This is a genomic window from Streptomyces sp. NPDC059582 (genome assembly GCF_042735715.1).
Taxonomy (GTDB): Bacteria; Actinomycetota; Actinomycetes; order Streptomycetales; family Streptomycetaceae; genus Streptomyces.
This window is the reverse complement of sequence record NZ_JBHWCC010000011.1, coordinates 1-15,132: the sequence shown is the minus strand read 5'-3', so window position 1 is coordinate 15,132 and position 15,132 is coordinate 1. Positions and strand designations below refer to the sequence as shown.

The following is a 15,132-nucleotide window of genomic DNA, read 5'->3' as shown; positions in this document are numbered from 1 at the left end:
GATGGTCGCGGAGAGTCACTACCGTGGAGCACTGAGTGAACCCGTACGGAATTTTTGTACGGGTTCCCGCGGGGTCGTGTACGGGCAGGCGTGGGGAGTCGGACCAGCATGAACTCCAGGAAGTTTCCGCGGAAGAAGAACTTCTCGGCCACGAAGATGCTCGGCGTCCAGCTCGGCACGGCCCGGCGGTCGGCGGGCCTGACGCAACGGGAACTCGGGGAGCGGCTGATGCTCGACGAGGAGACGGTCGCGTCGATCGAGCAGGGCCGACGGCCGCTGAAGCCGGACCTGGCGGAGCTGCTGGACGAAGTCCTGGGGACGAAAGGGATGTTGGCGGCGGGGGTGGCGAACCTGCCGGAGATCGATCAGTTTCCGATGTGGGCGGAGCTGTACGTCCAGCACGAGCGGGAGGCCATTGCGCTGTCGTGGTACGACATCGTGGTGGTGCCCGGCGTCCTCCAGACCGAGGCGTACGCGCGGACGGTGCTGCGCGAACGGGTCCCGTCGTACAACGACGACGAGGTGGAGACCCGTACAGCAGCCCGCGTGGAACGCCAGGAGATCCTGCACCGCAGGATCCCACCGACACTCAGCTTTATCGTGTGGGAGGCGGCGCTACGCCTGGAGATCGGTACACCGGAGATGCGCGGGGAGCAGTTGCGTCACCTGCGCGCGATCGCGGAACTTCCGGGCCTGGCCCTCCAGTTCCTGCCTCTCGGCAGCCCGCACCACGCCGGACTGGACGGCCCCTTCACCCTCCTCGAGACCCCGGATCACCAGCACCTCGCGTACACCGAATCGCAGCGCGGCAGCCAGTGGGTCTCCGACCCGGACGAGGTGTCCATCCTGGCGCGCAAGTATGCGATGCTGCGGACTCAGGCCCTGACCACCCATGACTCCATGGGCCTGCTCGACCGCCTGGTAGGAGAGCAATGAACGCCGAAGCGCTTCAGTGGTTCAAGTCGACCTACAGCGGCGACGAGGGCGGCCAGTGCCTCGAAGTCGCCTACGCCTGGCGCAAGTCCAGCTACAGCGGCAGCGAGGGCGGCCAGTGCGTCGAGGTCGCCGCCTGCCCCCACACCGTCCACATCCGTGACTCCAAGAACCCCGAGGACGGTGGTCCCACCCTCGCGGTCGCCGCCGCCACCTGGACGGTGTTCACCGCCTTCGTCACCGGTTAGCCCCGCTGTCAGTGCCTGCCCCTACAGTCGGCGGCATGGCGACACTTCCCAACCCGCTGCCCACGCTGGCGGCCGACCCGAGCGGTCGCTCGCTCGGGCTCCAACTCCCGCTCGGGAGACTGATCGACGCGACGGACGAGGGTCCGTGGCACGAGCCGTTGCTGTGGTACGCGGAGCAGACCGCGTCCGCGGGCAACTGGACGGCATTGGGCGTGCGCGCGGGTCGCGCCGGGCTCCTGCCGGTTCTGCTGGACCTCGGCGACGGCCAGGGCGGGCCGCAGGACTGGGAGTTGACGCCCGGGGAGACGTCGTATCCCGGGGACCACGACGCCGAGGAGGTGCTCGCCGACTTCTGGGACGAGTACGCGGCGGCGGGGGACGAGTGGCCCGGCCTGTCCGCGCCCCTCACCCGCACGGCCGACCCTGACACCCGGGCCGCCGAGGTCGCCGACTCCCTGGCCGAGGAGCGGACTTCGCTCAGGGAACCGCATCTGGCCCTGGTGCCGGCCCGTCGCAGCGCGGACATACCGGCGGCCATCGGCTGGACCGGCCCCTTGAACTACGAGGAGGACGTCGCCGTCTACTGCGCGGTCCTGCGCTCCTGGGAGGACCGCTTCGGCATACGGGTCGTGGCCCTCGGTTTCGACCGTCTGGTGGTGTCCGTCGCCGCGCCGCCCACCACCCAGGCCGAGGCCGAGGCGGTGACGGCGGAGCACTTCGCGTTCTGCCCGGACACCATCGCGCAGGACGGCGATGAGGCCACGCGCGACTACGCGAAGCGTCTGGTCGGAGCGGAGACGTGGTCCTTCTGGTGGGACTGAGAGCCGGCTCCCGGCCTTGACGGAGGGCGCCAGCGTCCCGTTCTCCGTCCCAGGGAGGCATCGTTCTCGCAGGTCGCGGGCATGGTCCGCGTCCCGGCGTCCCGAAAACCGCCGTAGGCGTGGCGTCCAGGTGGAGCGACGGCCCAGGCTGTGTCCACAGCCGGTTCAGGCAGACCTCCGCTCCCACCTGGAAGGCCCCCATGTCCGCACGCGTCCGTCTTCTCGCCGCCTCGCTGACCGTCCTCGCCGCGCTCGCCCTCTCGTCGTGCCGGAGCGGTGAGGGCCTGCGCGACGAGGGACCGCCGGGCGGGAGCCTGCCCTCGTCGTCCTCCGCCTACAAGGTCGTCCCGGCCTCGACCCACGCGGAGCCGCCGAGCGGGAACTCGTAGGCGGGCCGTCCGTTGTTGCCGCTCGTGCGGAACTGCCTGCCGTGGTCGTCGATCCGGAGCGTGCCGTGCCGGTCGCCGCTGGACCAGGCCAGCTCCAGGTACCAGCTCACGTCGTACGCGGAGGCGTCGGCCTTGATGTAGTAGACCTCCGGATCGGACTCGCTCACCTTGTACGGGAAGTCCCTGTTCCCCGCCTCGGGCACGACGGCCGGGCGCGCGGCATCGAGGGCCACGGTGAAGGACCGGGTCGGCACCCCGCCGCCGCAGCCGACGCCCGGATAGCCCATGGCGTAGTCGTTCCACGCGAGGGGCGACCGCTTGGCCGTACGGACCGTCAGGCTGTCCACGACCACCGTCTCCCGCCCGGTGCCCTGCACGGTCAGCGTGACGAACTGCTCCCCCGACGACACGGCCCGGTGCGCGGCCGCCCAGGCGGTCGCGTCCGACTCCAGCGGCGGCGGCGCCACCCCGCCCGGCGCCCGGTCGATCAGATAGTGCTGGGTGCAGGGGCTCTCCCAGGTGTACGGGCTGACGGCGACCGTCAGCGGCGCGACGCCGGCGGCGGTGTCACTGCCTCCGGCGGCAGAAGCCGAGTCCGGGGCCGAGGCGTGGGCGGAAGGTGAGCCGCTACCGGAGCCGGAGGTGGACACGGACGGGGAGGCCGTCGTCGAGGCGCCGTCGTCCGGGGTCCGCGTGGCGCGCGCACCGCCTGCGCCCTGCGCCGACGCGGCTCCCGCCGGGCGGCCCCGGCCCGCGTCGTCGGAATTGCCGGAGCCGCCGGAGGAGAGCTGCACGGCCAGCGTGACGGCACCGAGCACGGCGACGACGAGCCCCGCGACGACAGCGGTACGCGTACGCCGACGACGGACCGACCCCGATTCACCCACCACCGCGGCCGACGCACCGGCCACCGGCTCGACCGCCGGCTCGACCGCCGGCTCAGCCGATGACTCCACCACCGGTTCCGCTACCGGCTCGACCGCCGGCTCCGCCTTCCGCCCCCGCAGCGCGTCGGCCAGCACCCACCGCCGGTGCAGCTCGACGAGTTCTTCGGGTGACGCCTTGCAGAGCCGGGCGAGCCGTTCCACGGGGGCGTAGTCGGTCGGTACAGCATCGCCGTTGCAGTAGCGGTGCAGGGTCGACGTACTCATGTGGAGTCTCTTGCCGAGCACCCCGTAACTCAGCCCGGAACGCTCCTTCAACTCCCGCAACAGCTCTGCGAACTCCTCGCCCGCCGTCCCCTCCGACACCGTTCCTCCGTCCCCCGTGTCCCGTCCCCGCGTTCCAGGGAGGGATCGTTTCCCCAGGTCAAACCCCGTGTGAGCGTTCCAGCATCCCTGATCGTCCGCCGGTCGTGGCGGGCGGGACGGATCACCCCACAGGCTGTGGACATCCAAGCACGCCACCCCTTCTCGGAAGAGGACCAGCCATGCGCACCCGACGTACCCGCCTGCTCGCCGCCACCGGACTCGCCCTCGCCGCCCTCGCCCTCACGGCATGCGAGGACGGAACGGGGACGAAGGACGAGGGCGCGCAGCAGCAGACCACGGCGACGGCGGCCACGACACCGAAGCAGTCGCCGACGCCGACGCCTTCGTCCGAGAAGCCGACCGCTTCCTCCGGGTCCACCGGGTCCACCGGGTCCACCGGGTCCACCGGGTCCACCGGGTCCACCGGGTCAGACTCGAAGCCGGGCGGCGCCTCCGGCGCCACCCGCGTGCTCTGCAACGGCTCCAACACGAAGGTCACCGCGCAGCCGGTCCCCCGCCCCCTCAACCACATGCTGATCACGGTCAAGAACACCGGCAGCAGGACCTGCGACCTGACCTACTACCCCGTGCTCCGCTTCGACGAGATGCAGTGGGTGCCGCAGGCGGCCGAGGAGACCCAGCCGCAGGCGGTGACCACCCTGGCGCCCGGCGAGTCCGGCTACGCGGGCGTGCTGCTCTCGGCCGCCGACGGCAGCGGCCAGGGCGGCACGACCGGCCACAAGCTGACGATCGCCTTCCAGGGCATGACGCCCAACAGCAGCGGCGGCGCCTCCGCGACGCCGTCGCTCCCCGCGAAGGGCGTGTACTACGACAGCGCGCTGACGGTCACGTACTGGCAGCGGGAGATGGCCGACGCGATCAACTACTAGAAGGCGTCCTGGCGGAGCTTCTGGGCCACCTCGGTGGCCCAGTACGTGAGGATGTTCCGCGCCCCGGCCCGCTTGATGCCGGTCAGCGACTCCAGGATCGCCCGGTCCCGCTCGATCCAGCCCCGCTCGGCGGCGGCCTCGATCATCGCGTACTCGCCGGAGATCTGGTAGGCCGCGACCGGCACGTCCACGGCGTCGGCGACCCGGGCCAGGATGTCGAGATAGGGACCGGCCGGCTTGACCATCACCATGTCGGCGCCCTCCTCCAGGTCGAGGGTCAACTCCCGCAGGGACTCACGGGTGTTCGCCGGGTCCTGCTGGTAGGTCTTGCGGTCGCCCTGCAGGGACGAGCCGACGGCCTCCCGGAAGGGACCGTAGAAGGCGGACGCGTACTTGGCGGTGTAGGCGAGGATCGCCACGTCCTCGCGCCCGATCTGGTCGAGCGCGTCACGGATGACACCGATCTGGCCGTCCATCATCCCGCTGGGCCCGACCACATGGGCGCCCGCGTCGGCATGGACCTGGGCCATCTCGGCGTACCGCTCCAGCGTGGCGTCGTTGTCGACCCGGCCCTGCTCGTCGAGGACACCGCAGTGCCCGTGATCGGTGGTCTCGTCCAGGCACAGGTCGGACATCACCAGCAGGTCGTCCCCGACCTCGGCCCGCACATCGCGCAGGGCGACCTGGAGAATCCCGTCCGGGTCGGTCCCCGGCGTCCCGAGCGCGTCCTTCTTCGACTCCTCGGGCACCCCGAAGAGCATGATCCCGGAGATCCCGGCCTCCACCGCCTCCAGCGCGGCCTTCTTCAGGCTGTCGCGGGTGTGTTGGACGACACCGGGCATCGACACGATCGGCACCGGCTCGCTCACGCCCTCGCGCACGAACGCGGGGAGGATGAAGTCGGCGGGGTGCAGTCGGGTCTCGGCGACCATGCGTCGCATGGCGGGCGTGGTGCGCAGCCGACGCGGACGCGTACCGGGAAAGGATCCGTACTTCGTCATACCACCACGCTACGCCCGCCCCAGAACCACCTTTACCGACTCAATGTCGGCGCGGCCACCGACTCGATGTCGGCGCGGCGGCCACCCCGGCAGCGCCCGGCCCGTCCGGCGTTCGAGGACCAGGCCGTTCACGCCGGAGCGGCGGTCCGGGGGCGGCGGCCCCCAGGGACCGTCACCCCCCCCACTACGCTCAGGTCGTGCGTCGGCGGCGCGACCCCGGCCGGCGCTCGCTGGGGCGGGTCACAGGGTCCCCCGCCTCCAGCGCGGCAGCCCGCCGCCGCAGACCGAAGTCCGCCAGCGCCTCCGCCAGCTTGTGCACGGACGGCTCCGGAGCCATGACGTCGACCCGCAGCCCGTGCTCCTCCGCGGTCTTGGCCGTCGCCGGGCCGATGCACGCGATCACGGTGACGTTGTGCGGCTTCCCGGCGATCCCCACCAGGTTGCGCACGGTGGAGGACGACGTGAAGAGAACGGCGTCGAAGCCACCCCCCTTGATCGCCTCCCGTGTGTCCGCCGGCGGCGGCGACGCCCGCACGGTCCGGTACGCCGTGACGTCGTCGACCTCCCAGCCGAGCTCGATGAGCCCGGCGACGAGCGTCTCGGTGGCGATGTCGGCGCGGGGCAGGAACACCCGGTCGATCGGGTCGAAGACGGGGTCGTAGGGCGGCCAGTCCTCCAGCAGGCCCGCGGCCGACTGCTCGCCGCTGGGCACGAGGTCAGGCTTCACGCCGAACGCGATCAGCGCCTTCGCGGTCTGCTCGCCCACCGCGGCGACCTTGATCCCGGCGAAGGCCCGTGCGTCGAGCCCGTACTCCTCGAACTTCTCCCGCACGGCCTTGACCGCGTTCACCGAGGTGAAGGCGATCCACTCGTACCGTCCGGTCACGAGCCCCTTGACGGCCCGCTCCATCTGCTGGGGCGTGCGCGGCGGCTCGACGGCGATCGTCGGGACCTCGTGCGGCACCGCGCCGTAGGACCGCAACTGGTCGGAGAGCGACGCCGCCTGCTCCCTGGTGCGAGGCACGAGCACCTTCCAGCCGAACAGCGGCTTGGACTCGAACCACGCCAGCTGGTCGCGCTGGGCCGGGGCGGAACGCTCACCGACCACGGCTATCACCGGCCGGCCGCCGTCCGGGGACGGCAGCACCTTCGCCTGCTTCAGCGTCTGCGCGATCGTGCCGAGGGTCGCCGTCCAGGTCCGCTGCCGGGTGGTCGTACCGCCGACCGTCACCGTCATCGGCGTATCGGGCTTGCGGCCCGCGGACACCAGTTCACCTGCCGCGGCGGCCACCGAGTCCAGGGTCGTCGACACCACGACGGTCCCGTCCGACGCCCCGACCTCGGTCCAGCACCGGTCGGACGCGGAGCGCGCGTCGACGAACCGTACGTCCGCGCCCTGCGCGTCCCGCAGCGGCACCCCGGCGTACGCGGGCACGCCCACGACGGCCGCGACACCCGGGACGACCTCGAAGGGAACCCCCGCGGCGGCGCAGGCGAGCATTTCGGCGGTGGCGTACGTATCAAGTCCGGGGTCCCCGGACACCGCACGTACGACCCGCCTGCCGCCCCGCGCGGCCTCCATGACAAGATGTGCGGCATCCCGCACGGCGGGGCCGCCAGCGGTTGTTGACGCGCCGTCAACAACCGTTAGCTGAGGCGTGCCTGTGCCCGGAAGCGGTTCCGAAGAGGAATCCGTTTCCGTGTTCACGATGGCGACACCGGGTCTGGCGTGCGTGCGTACGACGTCGAGCACCTCGCACTCGGCGACGAGGACGTCCGCGTTCGCCAGCGCCTCGACGGCGCGCAGGGTCAGTAGTCCCGGATCCCCGGGTCCGGCACCGAGGAAGGTGACGTGCCCGTGTTCCGGACCGGTGGGAAAGGTGGTGGGGCTCACTGTGCTTGCTCCCCCATCAGACCGGCCGCGCCCTGGGCGAGCATCTCGGCGGCGAGTTCGCGACCGAGCGCCATTGCCCCGTCGTGTGTCTCGGGCACGGGACCGGTGGTGGACAGCTGCACCATCCGGGTGCCGTCGGTCGTGCCGACGACGCCCCGCAGGCGCATTTCCTTGACAATCTGCCCGTCGGCCTGGGGGCGCCCCCGCTCGAGCGGAGCCGAGAGTGGGGGAAGGTCGGCCAGCGCGCCCACAGGGGCGCTGCAGCCGGCCTCCAGGGCGGCGAGCAGTGACCGTTCGGCGGTCACGGCGACCCGCGTGAACGGGTCGTCGAGCTCGCCGAGCGCCGCGATGAGGTCCGCGTCGTCCGCGGCGCACTCGATCGCCAGGGCCCCTTGGCCGGGGGCGGGCAAAACCGTGTCGACCGACAGGAAGTCGGTCACTTCCTCGCTGCGGCCGATGCGGTTCAGGCCGGCGGCGGCCAGCACGACCGCGTCCAGCTCACCGTCCCGCACGAACCCGATCCGCGTGTCGACGTTCCCGCGGATCGGCACCGGCTCGATGTCCAGTCCGTGGCTGCGCGCGTAGGCGTTCAGCTGCGCCATGCGGCGCGGCGAGCCGGTACCGATCCGGGCCCCGCGGGGCAGGTCGGTGAACTTCAGGGCGTCCCGGGCGACGATCACGTCACGCGGGTCCTCCCGCACCGGGACGGCGGCCAGCGCCAGCTCCTCGGGCTGCGCGGTGGGCAGGTCCTTCAGCGAGTGGACCGCGAAGTCGACCTCGCCGCGCATGACGGCGTCCCGCAGGGCGGTCACGAAGACCCCCGTGCCGCCGATCTGCGCGAGGTGCTCACGGGAGGTGTCGCCGTACGTGGTGATCTCGACGAGCTCGACGGGCCGTCCGGTCACCTGGCTCACGGCGTCCGCCACCTGCCCGGACTGGGCCATGGCGAGTTTGCTTCGCCTGGTCCCCAGCCTCAGTGCCTTCTGACTCATGCTGGCCCTCGGTTCTTGGCGTTCTTCTCGGTGCTGTCCTCGGCCCGGGAGACGGAGGCCACCGTCTCGGGGTCGAGGTCGAACAGGGTCCGCAGCGCGTCGGCGTACCCGGCACCGCCGGGCTCGGCCGCGAGCTGCTTGACCCGTACGGTCGGTGCGTGCAGCAGCTTGTCCACGACGCGCCGCACGGTCTGGGTGATCTCGCCGCGCTGCTTGTCGTCGAGGCCGGGCAGCCGCCCGTCGAGCCGCGCGATCTCGTTCGCGACGACATCGGCGGCCATGGTGCGCAGGGCGACCACGGTGGGCGTGATGTGCGCGGCCCGCTGGGCTGCCCCGAAGGCCGCGACCTCGTCGGAGACGATACGCCGGACCTGGTCCACGTCGGCCGCCATCGGCGCGTCCGCGGAGGCCTCGGCGAGCGACTCGATGTCCACCAGGCGCACCCCGGCCAGCCGGTGCACGGCGGCGTCGATGTCGCGGGGCATCGCGAGGTCGAGCAGGAAAAGGGCCGGCTCGGGGCGCGGCGCCTCGGCGACCGGCTCGGGCCTGCGGCGCTCGGGAACGCGGCCGACGCTGGCGGCGGCCGCGGCGAGCGCGGTGATCAGCTCGGCGTCGGCCTCGGGCGCGCTGCGCGGGGCCTCGCGGCGGTCGACGGTGCCGTTGTCGACCCAGGCCGCGTGCTGCTCCAGCGTCGCCGCGTCCATCCCGGCGACGGCCGCCTCGCCCATCACGGAGAAGCCGGACTGCGCGGCGGCCACGTCGAGCGGGCAGTTCTCGTCGACGCCGACGGAGGTGGGCGGCAGCATTCGTACGTCCGTACGAGCGTCGGCACCGTGGGTACCGGCATCGGTGTCGGCCGGCTCCGCCACCGGCTGCCCGGCACGGCCCCGCACCGCGGCGGCGACGGCCTCCGCCGTGAGGACCAGTCCGGTCGCGCCGGTGCAGGACACGACGACATCGGCACGTGTCAGCTCGGCCGGCACCGCGTCCATCGGTACCGCGCGGGCCAGCACGTCCGTGTCGTCGCCCTCGGTGAGGATCTGGGCGAGGCGCTCGGCACGGTCGGCGGTGCGGTTGGCGATCACGATCTCGCCGATCCCGGCACGCGCGAGCGTGGCCGCGGCGAGCGAGGACATCGAGCCGGCGCCGATCACCAGGGCCTTCTTGCCCCGGGCCCAGGTGCGGACGTCGGCGCCCCCGGCCAGCTGTTCCAGGCCGAAGGTGACCAGGGACTGTCCGGCGCGGTCGATACCGGTCTCGGAGTGGGCGCGCTTGCCGACCCGCAGGGACTGCTGGAACAGGTCGTTCACCAGGCGTCCGGCGGAGTGCAGCTCCTGCGCCTTGGCGAGGGAGTCCTTGATCTGCCCGAGGATCTGGCCCTCGCCGACGACCATGGAGTCCAGCCCGCAGGCCACCGAGAACAGCTGGTGGACGGCCCGGTCCTCATAGTGCACGTAGAGATACGGGGTGAGCTCGTCGAGCCCGACCCCGCTGTGCTGGGCGAGCAGTGTGGACAGCTCGGCGACACCGGCGTGGAACTTGTCCACGTCGGCGTACAGCTCGATGCGGTTGCAGGTGGCGAGCAGGGCGGCCTCGGCGGCCGGCTCGGCGGCGACCGTGTCCTGGAGCAGCTTGACCTGGGCGTCCGCCGGCAGCGAGGCCCGCTCCAGCAGGCTGACCGGAGCGCTGCGGTGGCTCAGTCCCACGACGAGGAGACTCATGCCGGCATCACGGCGGGAACGTCCCCGTCGGGTCCCTGTTCGGTGGATTCCTTGCGGGCGGCGGCGGCCGGGGCGGCGCCGTCGCCGGCCGCGGCCTCCTCACCGGCCTTGCGCTGCTCGTGGAAAGCGAGGATCTGCAGCTCGATGGAGAGGTCGACCTTACGCACGTCGACGCCGTCCGGCACGGTCAGCACGGTCGGCGCGAAGTTCAGGATGGAGGTGACCCCGGCGGCCACGAGCCGGTCGCAGACCTGCTGGGCGGCACCGGCGGGCGTCGCGATCACGCCGATCGACACGCCGTTGTCCTTGATGATCTTTTCCAGCTCGTCCGTGTGCTGGACGGGAATCCCCGCGACGGGCTTTCCGGCCATTGCCGGATCGGCGTCGATGAGCGACGCGACCCGGAAACCACGGGAGGCGAACCCGCCGTAATTGGCCAGAGCGGCGCCGAGGTTACCGATACCGACGATCACAACCGGCCAGTCCTGGGTCAGCCCCAGTTCGCGGGAGATCTGGTAGACGAGATACTCGACGTCGTAGCCCACACCGCGCGTTCCGTACGAGCCCAGGTAGGAGAAGTCCTTGCGCAGCTTCGCGGAGTTGACCCCCGCCGCGGCCGCGAGCTCCTCGGAGGAGACCGTGGGTACCGAGCGCTCCGACAGTGCGGTCAGCGCGCGGAGGTACAGCGGAAGCCTGGCGACGGTGGCCTCGGGAATCCCTCGGCTACGGGTCGCCGGTCGGTGAGTTCGGCCAGTTGCCACGGTGCTCCTGCGGGTAGAGCGGGGCTGTAGGCGGTCACACGTACCCAGACCGCCCCGTCGACAGAAGGCTATGTCTTTGTGAACGCGTGCACAAAGATGGTGTCCGATTTGCCCGTCCAACGTGACCGGGGTCACGCACCCCCGCCGCAGACGTGGGGAACCGGCGCACAGACACCACCGTTCCTTCTTTACCGGGGGCAAAACCGCACACTCTCCTCACGAATCCCGCCCCCGAGACCAAGTCGCCGTCGATCCTAAGCGACTTTCCCCGCCACTTGGACTAGTCGGTCAGTGCTTTGCGCAACCGCTGCTCGTCCACGCGCCAGAAGGTGTGCTGCCTGCCGTCCACGAGGACGACGGGAATCTGCTCCCAGTACTGCTCATGGAGCCGGGCGTCCTGGGTGATGTCCTTCCCCTCCCAGGACACGCCCAGATCGCCGCAGACCTTCTCGATCACCAGCTGTGCGTCATCACACAGGTGACACCCCGGCTTGCGGATGAGGGTGACCACACGCTCCTGCGGGGACTTGCGCCGAAAGATGGGACTCATGCCGTCCATTCTCGCGCCCTCGCGGTCAGTTCTTTAACTGCTCGGTCGCGGAGAGTTCACACCCTTCAAACCTCTCGACTCCGGAACCACCGAACAGACTGGCTATGCTCACGCCATGGCCGCTCTCGGATGGCTCACTCCCCGTAGGCGCTCCGCCACGGCGCGGAGCGTGTTGGCAGGCGAGGCCTCGGCGGAGGCGGCGCGCAAGTCGTCACCGTCGGAGGTCTCCGACCAGGAACCCGAATTCCCGGTGCTCGGCGACGAGAAGGCCGCCGCGTTCTTCGACCTCGACAACACCGTGATGCAGGGCGCCGCCCTCTTCCACTTCGGACGAGGTCTGTACAAACGGAAGTTCTTCGAGACCCGTGACCTCGCGAAGTTCGCCTGGCAGCAGGCGTGGTTCCGGCTGGCCGGCGTCGAGGACCCGGAGCACATGCAGGACGCCCGCGACTCAGCCCTGTCGATCGTCAAGGGCCACCGCGTCTCCGAGCTCATGTCGATCGGCGAGGAGATCTACGACGAGTACATGGCCGAGCGCATCTGGCCCGGCACCCGCGCCCTCGCCCAGGCCCATCTGGACGCGGGCCAGCGGGTGTGGCTGGTCACCGCGGCCCCCGTCGAGATCGCCCAGGTGATCGCCCGCCGCCTGGGCCTCACCGGCGCGCTGGGCACGGTCGCGGAGTCCGTCGACGGCGTCTACACCGGCAAGCTGGTCGGCGAGCCGCTGCACGGCCCGGCGAAGGCCGAGGCGGTCCGCGCCCTGGCCGCCGCGGAGGGCCTCGACCTCGCCCGCTGCGCCGCCTACAGCGACTCCCACAACGACATCCCGATGCTCTCCCTGGTCGGCCACCCCTACGCCATCAACCCCGACACCAAGCTCCGCCGACACGCCCGGACCCTCGACTGGCGCCTGCGCGACTACCGCACCGGCCGCAAGGCGGCCAAGGTCGGCATCCCGGCGGCGGCGGGCGTGGGCGCGGTCGCGGGGGGTACGGCGGCGGCGATCGCCCTGCACCGCAGGCGCCGATAGGGAAGCCGCCACGCGGACATGGACGGGGGGTGCCTGAAGTTCAGGCACCCCCCGTCCGGCGTCGCGCCCGGCCCTCGGTCACCGGGTTTACGGACCCGGCCACAACACGCCCGGACCCACCCCCAACCCGAAGCTTTCCGATCAACAACCTTTCACTATGCGGCACTTGATCAGGCGCCAATCGGTTACAGAAGCGACGTAATCGATGATTTGAGCAACTGGGTGTAGCAGTGCCTGCACGAAGCGTTATTCTCCTCAGACGCAAACCGGTACCCCTCCGTCGCTACGACGGGTGAACGGTCCCGCACTGCACGTGATGGAAGCTCTGCCTCTGGGAGTCCCGTGTACCCACACGTCGGGGTTGACGCCTCGGGCCTGGCTACGCTGCGCGCAACGGTCGCTACGGTCAAAGATCTGTTGCGCGACTTCGTCCCCACCGCGTCCGTCGTCCCCACCTCGTACGCCGTCCCCGCCTTCGCCGCCGCCATCCCCGTCGGCCCGTGCTACGCACTGGCCGACGGCACCGCCGCGGTCGGCAGACGGGGACGCTCGACGGGCTCCGGTGCCGGCACCGCACGCCGCCCCGCCGCCGACAGCGACAGCGCCCGCATGATGGACCTGGTCGAGCGTGCCCAGGCCGGTGAGGCCGAGGCGTTCGGCCGGCTCTACGACCAGTACAGCGACACCGTGTACCGCTACATCTACTACCGGGTGGGCGGCAAGGCGACCGCCGAGGACCTCACCAGCGAGACGTTCCTGCGCGCCCTGCGCCGCATCGGGACGTTCACCTGGCAGGGCCGCGACTTCGGCGCCTGGCTGGTCACCATCGCCCGCAACCTGGTCGCCGACCACTTCAAGTCGAGCCGCTTCCGGCTCGAGGTGACCACCGGCGAGATGCTCGACGCCAACGAGGTCGAGCGCTCCCCCGAGGACTCCGTCCTGGAGTCACTCTCCAACGCCGCCCTCCTCGACGCCGTGCGCAGGCTCAACCCCCAGCAGCAGGAGTGCGTGACACTCCGCTTCCTCCAGGGCCTCTCCGTCGCCGAGACCGCCCGCGTGATGGGCAAGAACGAGGGCGCCATCAAGACCCTCCAGTACCGCGCCGTCCGCACCCTCGCCCGGCTCCTCCCGGACGACGCCCGCTGAACCGACACACACCGTCAGCAATCACCAACTCACGTTCAGTGAAAGACCGTTGACTTCACGATCCGATCATCCGTCGTCCGTAACCCAAGTGCCACGCCGCTCGTTGTGCGGGATGCAGGCTCCCTGTGGTCACACCCTGGCCGACTTCGATCACCCGATCGCGTGGACGAGGTCAGGGCGTGCGACCCTCAGGACCCCCTGGGGAGCCGACCGTCATGACGAGAGGAGGTGCCGCCAGTGATCGCGAACGTATCGGCGCACCGGCGGGCGAACGCCTTCGCCCAGGCCCTGGAGGAGCTGTCCGACCTGGGCACGGCGGCCGAGCAGCCCGAAGGACCGACTCCGTCCCCGGCTGCTGCGGAACAGACCGAGCAGGGTCAGCTGCTGACCCTCGCCACCGGTCTCGGCACGCTGCCCAAACCGGAGCTCGACCCCGAGGTCAAGGTCGTCCAGCGGGCCCAACTGGTGGCCGCGATGGAGGCCATGCTCCAGGAGGGCACACTGGGCGCAGGGGCGACGGACACTTCGGTGCCCGAGCAGCGTTCCCGGTCCCGGGGCGCCCACCGGGCGACCACACTGAGCAAGTTCCGGCCACGCTCCCGGCTGGCCAAGGGCCTCACCGCGGGCGGACTGAGCGTCGGCGTCGCGGCCGGAGCCTTCGGCGGTGTCGCCGCCGCCAGCTCCGACGCGCTGCCCGGCGACTCGCTCTACGGCCTCAAACGCGGCATCGAGGACTTCAAGCTCAACCACCTGTCCGACGGGGACGACGAACGCGGCCGTTCCTATCTCGACCAGGCCTCGACCAGGCTGAGCGAGGCCCGTCGGCTGATGGATCGCGGCCGCGGCGGACACCTCGACCACGAGTCCCTCGGCGAGGTCCGGCGCGCCCTGTCCGGCATGCAGCACGACGCGACCGAGGGCCACCGGCTGCTGCACGCGGCCTACGAGCGCGACCCGGAGTCCCTGGGACCCATCCAGGCACTCTCCACCTTCTCCCGCTCCCACCGTGAGGCCTGGGGCACGCTGCGCGAGCAGCTCCCGCTCCAGCTCGGCGATGTCAGTGACCAGGTCTCTTCGATGTTCGACGCCATAGACGAGGAGGTCGCCCCGCTCCAGTCCCTGCTCCCACAGCCCCCGGCCCGCACCGGCGGAGGCGAACGGCAGGGCTCGGGCCCGGCATCCACCGGCTCGTCCGGTTCCGACCGGTCGAGCACGCCCAGCGCCGGCGACGGCACCACCGGCACCGGGCACTCTCACACCGGCAGCCCCAGCAAGTCGGCCGGCACCGGCGGCGAGGGCGACGGACTGCTCGGCGGCAGCACCGGCGGCCTGCTCGACCCGCCCAAGGACACCGGCAGCGCGTCACCGTCGACGAGCCCGTCGACCGGCGAGCCGGACGTCACCCTCCCGCCGCTGCTCCCGGGCCTGCTGCCCGGCCTGGGCATCGACAGCGAGGACGCCGACTAGGCGGACGCGGTACGGCGATGGGGGCGCCCTTCTCGGGAA

General features: G+C 71.3%; 15 protein-coding genes. 8 read left to right on the top strand and 7 right to left on the bottom strand.

Going from position 1 to position 15,132, the window contains the following annotated elements:
• Window positions 1-108: 108 nt before the first annotated feature.
• From ACFV0T_RS12515 to ACFV0T_RS12500, 4 genes are all read left to right on the top strand, one after another.
• Entirely contained in the window at window positions 109-936 is an 828-nt protein-coding gene (locus tag ACFV0T_RS12515) for a Scr1 family TA system antitoxin-like transcriptional regulator (protein ID WP_385777432.1), read from the top strand.
• The gene (locus ACFV0T_RS12510; protein ID WP_385777430.1) at window positions 933-1,181 is read left to right on the top strand and encodes a DUF397 domain-containing protein; all 249 of its coding nucleotides are present in this window, start codon (window positions 933-935) and stop codon (window positions 1,179-1,181) included. The genes ACFV0T_RS12515 and ACFV0T_RS12510 overlap by 4 nt, the downstream gene beginning before the upstream one ends.
• 35 nt (window positions 1,182-1,216) lie before the next feature.
• Complete coding sequence (locus ACFV0T_RS12505; protein ID WP_385777427.1) at window positions 1,217-2,002, top strand: DUF4253 domain-containing protein; 786 nt, start codon at window positions 1,217-1,219, stop codon at window positions 2,000-2,002.
• A gap of 200 nt (window positions 2,003-2,202) precedes the next feature.
• A complete protein-coding gene (locus tag ACFV0T_RS12500) occupies window positions 2,203-2,391 on the top strand; it encodes a hypothetical protein (protein WP_385777425.1) in 189 nt (62 codons plus the stop codon).
• Here ACFV0T_RS12500 and ACFV0T_RS12495 read toward each other — a convergent pair.
• A complete protein-coding gene (locus ACFV0T_RS12495; RefSeq protein ID WP_385777423.1) occupies window positions 2,337-3,641 on the bottom strand; it encodes a helix-turn-helix domain-containing protein in 1,305 nt (434 codons plus the stop codon). The two genes, ACFV0T_RS12500 and ACFV0T_RS12495, sit on opposite strands and share 55 nt — an antisense overlap.
• A gap of 179 nt (window positions 3,642-3,820) precedes the next feature.
• Between ACFV0T_RS12495 and ACFV0T_RS12490 the strand changes: the two genes are divergently transcribed.
• Window positions 3,821-4,531 carry a DUF4232 domain-containing protein gene (locus tag ACFV0T_RS12490; protein WP_385777421.1) on the top strand — a complete coding sequence of 237 codons (711 nt, stop codon included), beginning with the start codon at window positions 3,821-3,823 and terminating at the stop codon, window positions 4,529-4,531.
• Here ACFV0T_RS12490 and hemB read toward each other — a convergent pair.
• The 6 genes from hemB to ACFV0T_RS12460 form a co-directional block, all read right to left on the bottom strand.
• Window positions 4,528-5,532 (bottom strand): porphobilinogen synthase, encoded by a 1,005-nt coding sequence (hemB, locus tag ACFV0T_RS12485; RefSeq protein WP_385777419.1) that lies wholly within the window; start codon window positions 5,530-5,532, stop codon window positions 4,528-4,530. The two genes, ACFV0T_RS12490 and hemB, sit on opposite strands and share 4 nt — an antisense overlap.
• A gap of 190 nt (window positions 5,533-5,722) precedes the next feature.
• Window positions 5,723-7,426, bottom strand: coding sequence for a uroporphyrinogen-III synthase (locus ACFV0T_RS12480; RefSeq protein ID WP_385777417.1), 1,704 nt, complete (start codon window positions 7,424-7,426; stop codon window positions 5,723-5,725).
• On the bottom strand, window positions 7,423-8,418 hold the full coding sequence (gene hemC, locus ACFV0T_RS12475) for a hydroxymethylbilane synthase (RefSeq protein ID WP_385777415.1): 996 nt from the start codon (window positions 8,416-8,418) through the stop codon (window positions 7,423-7,425). Before hemC ends, ACFV0T_RS12480 begins: the two co-directional genes overlap by 4 nt.
• Window positions 8,415-10,139 carry a glutamyl-tRNA reductase gene (locus ACFV0T_RS12470; RefSeq protein ID WP_385777413.1) on the bottom strand — a complete coding sequence of 575 codons (1,725 nt, stop codon included), beginning with the start codon at window positions 10,137-10,139 and terminating at the stop codon, window positions 8,415-8,417. Before ACFV0T_RS12470 ends, hemC begins: the two co-directional genes overlap by 4 nt.
• On the bottom strand, window positions 10,136-10,900 hold the full coding sequence (locus ACFV0T_RS12465; RefSeq protein ID WP_385777411.1) for a redox-sensing transcriptional repressor Rex: 765 nt from the start codon (window positions 10,898-10,900) through the stop codon (window positions 10,136-10,138). Before ACFV0T_RS12465 ends, ACFV0T_RS12470 begins: the two co-directional genes overlap by 4 nt.
• Before the next feature lie 280 nt (window positions 10,901-11,180).
• Complete coding sequence (locus ACFV0T_RS12460; protein WP_385777409.1) at window positions 11,181-11,459, bottom strand: glutaredoxin family protein; 279 nt, start codon at window positions 11,457-11,459, stop codon at window positions 11,181-11,183.
• A gap of 106 nt (window positions 11,460-11,565) precedes the next feature.
• Between ACFV0T_RS12460 and ACFV0T_RS12455 the strand changes: the two genes are divergently transcribed.
• From ACFV0T_RS12455 to ACFV0T_RS12445, 3 genes are all read left to right on the top strand, one after another.
• A complete protein-coding gene (locus tag ACFV0T_RS12455; RefSeq protein WP_385777407.1) occupies window positions 11,566-12,480 on the top strand; it encodes an HAD family hydrolase in 915 nt (304 codons plus the stop codon).
• A gap of 342 nt (window positions 12,481-12,822) precedes the next feature.
• Window positions 12,823-13,626, top strand: coding sequence for an ECF subfamily RNA polymerase sigma factor, BldN family (locus ACFV0T_RS12450; RefSeq protein WP_385777405.1), 804 nt, complete (start codon window positions 12,823-12,825; stop codon window positions 13,624-13,626).
• 237 nt (window positions 13,627-13,863) lie between these two features.
• On the top strand, window positions 13,864-15,093 hold the full coding sequence (locus tag ACFV0T_RS12445) for a DUF5667 domain-containing protein (RefSeq protein WP_385777403.1): 1,230 nt from the start codon (window positions 13,864-13,866) through the stop codon (window positions 15,091-15,093).
• Window positions 15,094-15,132 lie beyond the last annotated feature (39 nt).

Coding starts and splice junctions, on each gene's coding strand:
- ACFV0T_RS12515 (WP_385777432.1), top strand. CDS start 109: ATGAACTCCAGGAAGTTTCCGCGGAAGAAGAACTTCTCGGCCACGAAG.
- ACFV0T_RS12510 (WP_385777430.1), top strand. CDS start 933: ATGAACGCCGAAGCGCTTCAGTGGTTCAAGTCGACCTACAGCGGCGAC.
- ACFV0T_RS12505 (WP_385777427.1), top strand. CDS start 1,217: ATGGCGACACTTCCCAACCCGCTGCCCACGCTGGCGGCCGACCCGAGC.
- ACFV0T_RS12500 (WP_385777425.1), top strand. CDS start 2,203: ATGTCCGCACGCGTCCGTCTTCTCGCCGCCTCGCTGACCGTCCTCGCC.
- ACFV0T_RS12490 (WP_385777421.1), top strand. CDS start 3,821: ATGCGCACCCGACGTACCCGCCTGCTCGCCGCCACCGGACTCGCCCTC.
- hemB (WP_385777419.1), bottom strand. CDS start 5,532: ATGACGAAGTACGGATCCTTTCCCGGTACGCGTCCGCGTCGGCTGCGC.
- hemC (WP_385777415.1), bottom strand. CDS start 8,418: ATGAGTCAGAAGGCACTGAGGCTGGGGACCAGGCGAAGCAAACTCGCC.
- ACFV0T_RS12470 (WP_385777413.1), bottom strand. CDS start 10,139: ATGAGTCTCCTCGTCGTGGGACTGAGCCACCGCAGCGCTCCGGTCAGC.
- ACFV0T_RS12460 (WP_385777409.1), bottom strand. CDS start 11,459: ATGGACGGCATGAGTCCCATCTTTCGGCGCAAGTCCCCGCAGGAGCGT.
- ACFV0T_RS12455 (WP_385777407.1), top strand. CDS start 11,566: ATGGCCGCTCTCGGATGGCTCACTCCCCGTAGGCGCTCCGCCACGGCG.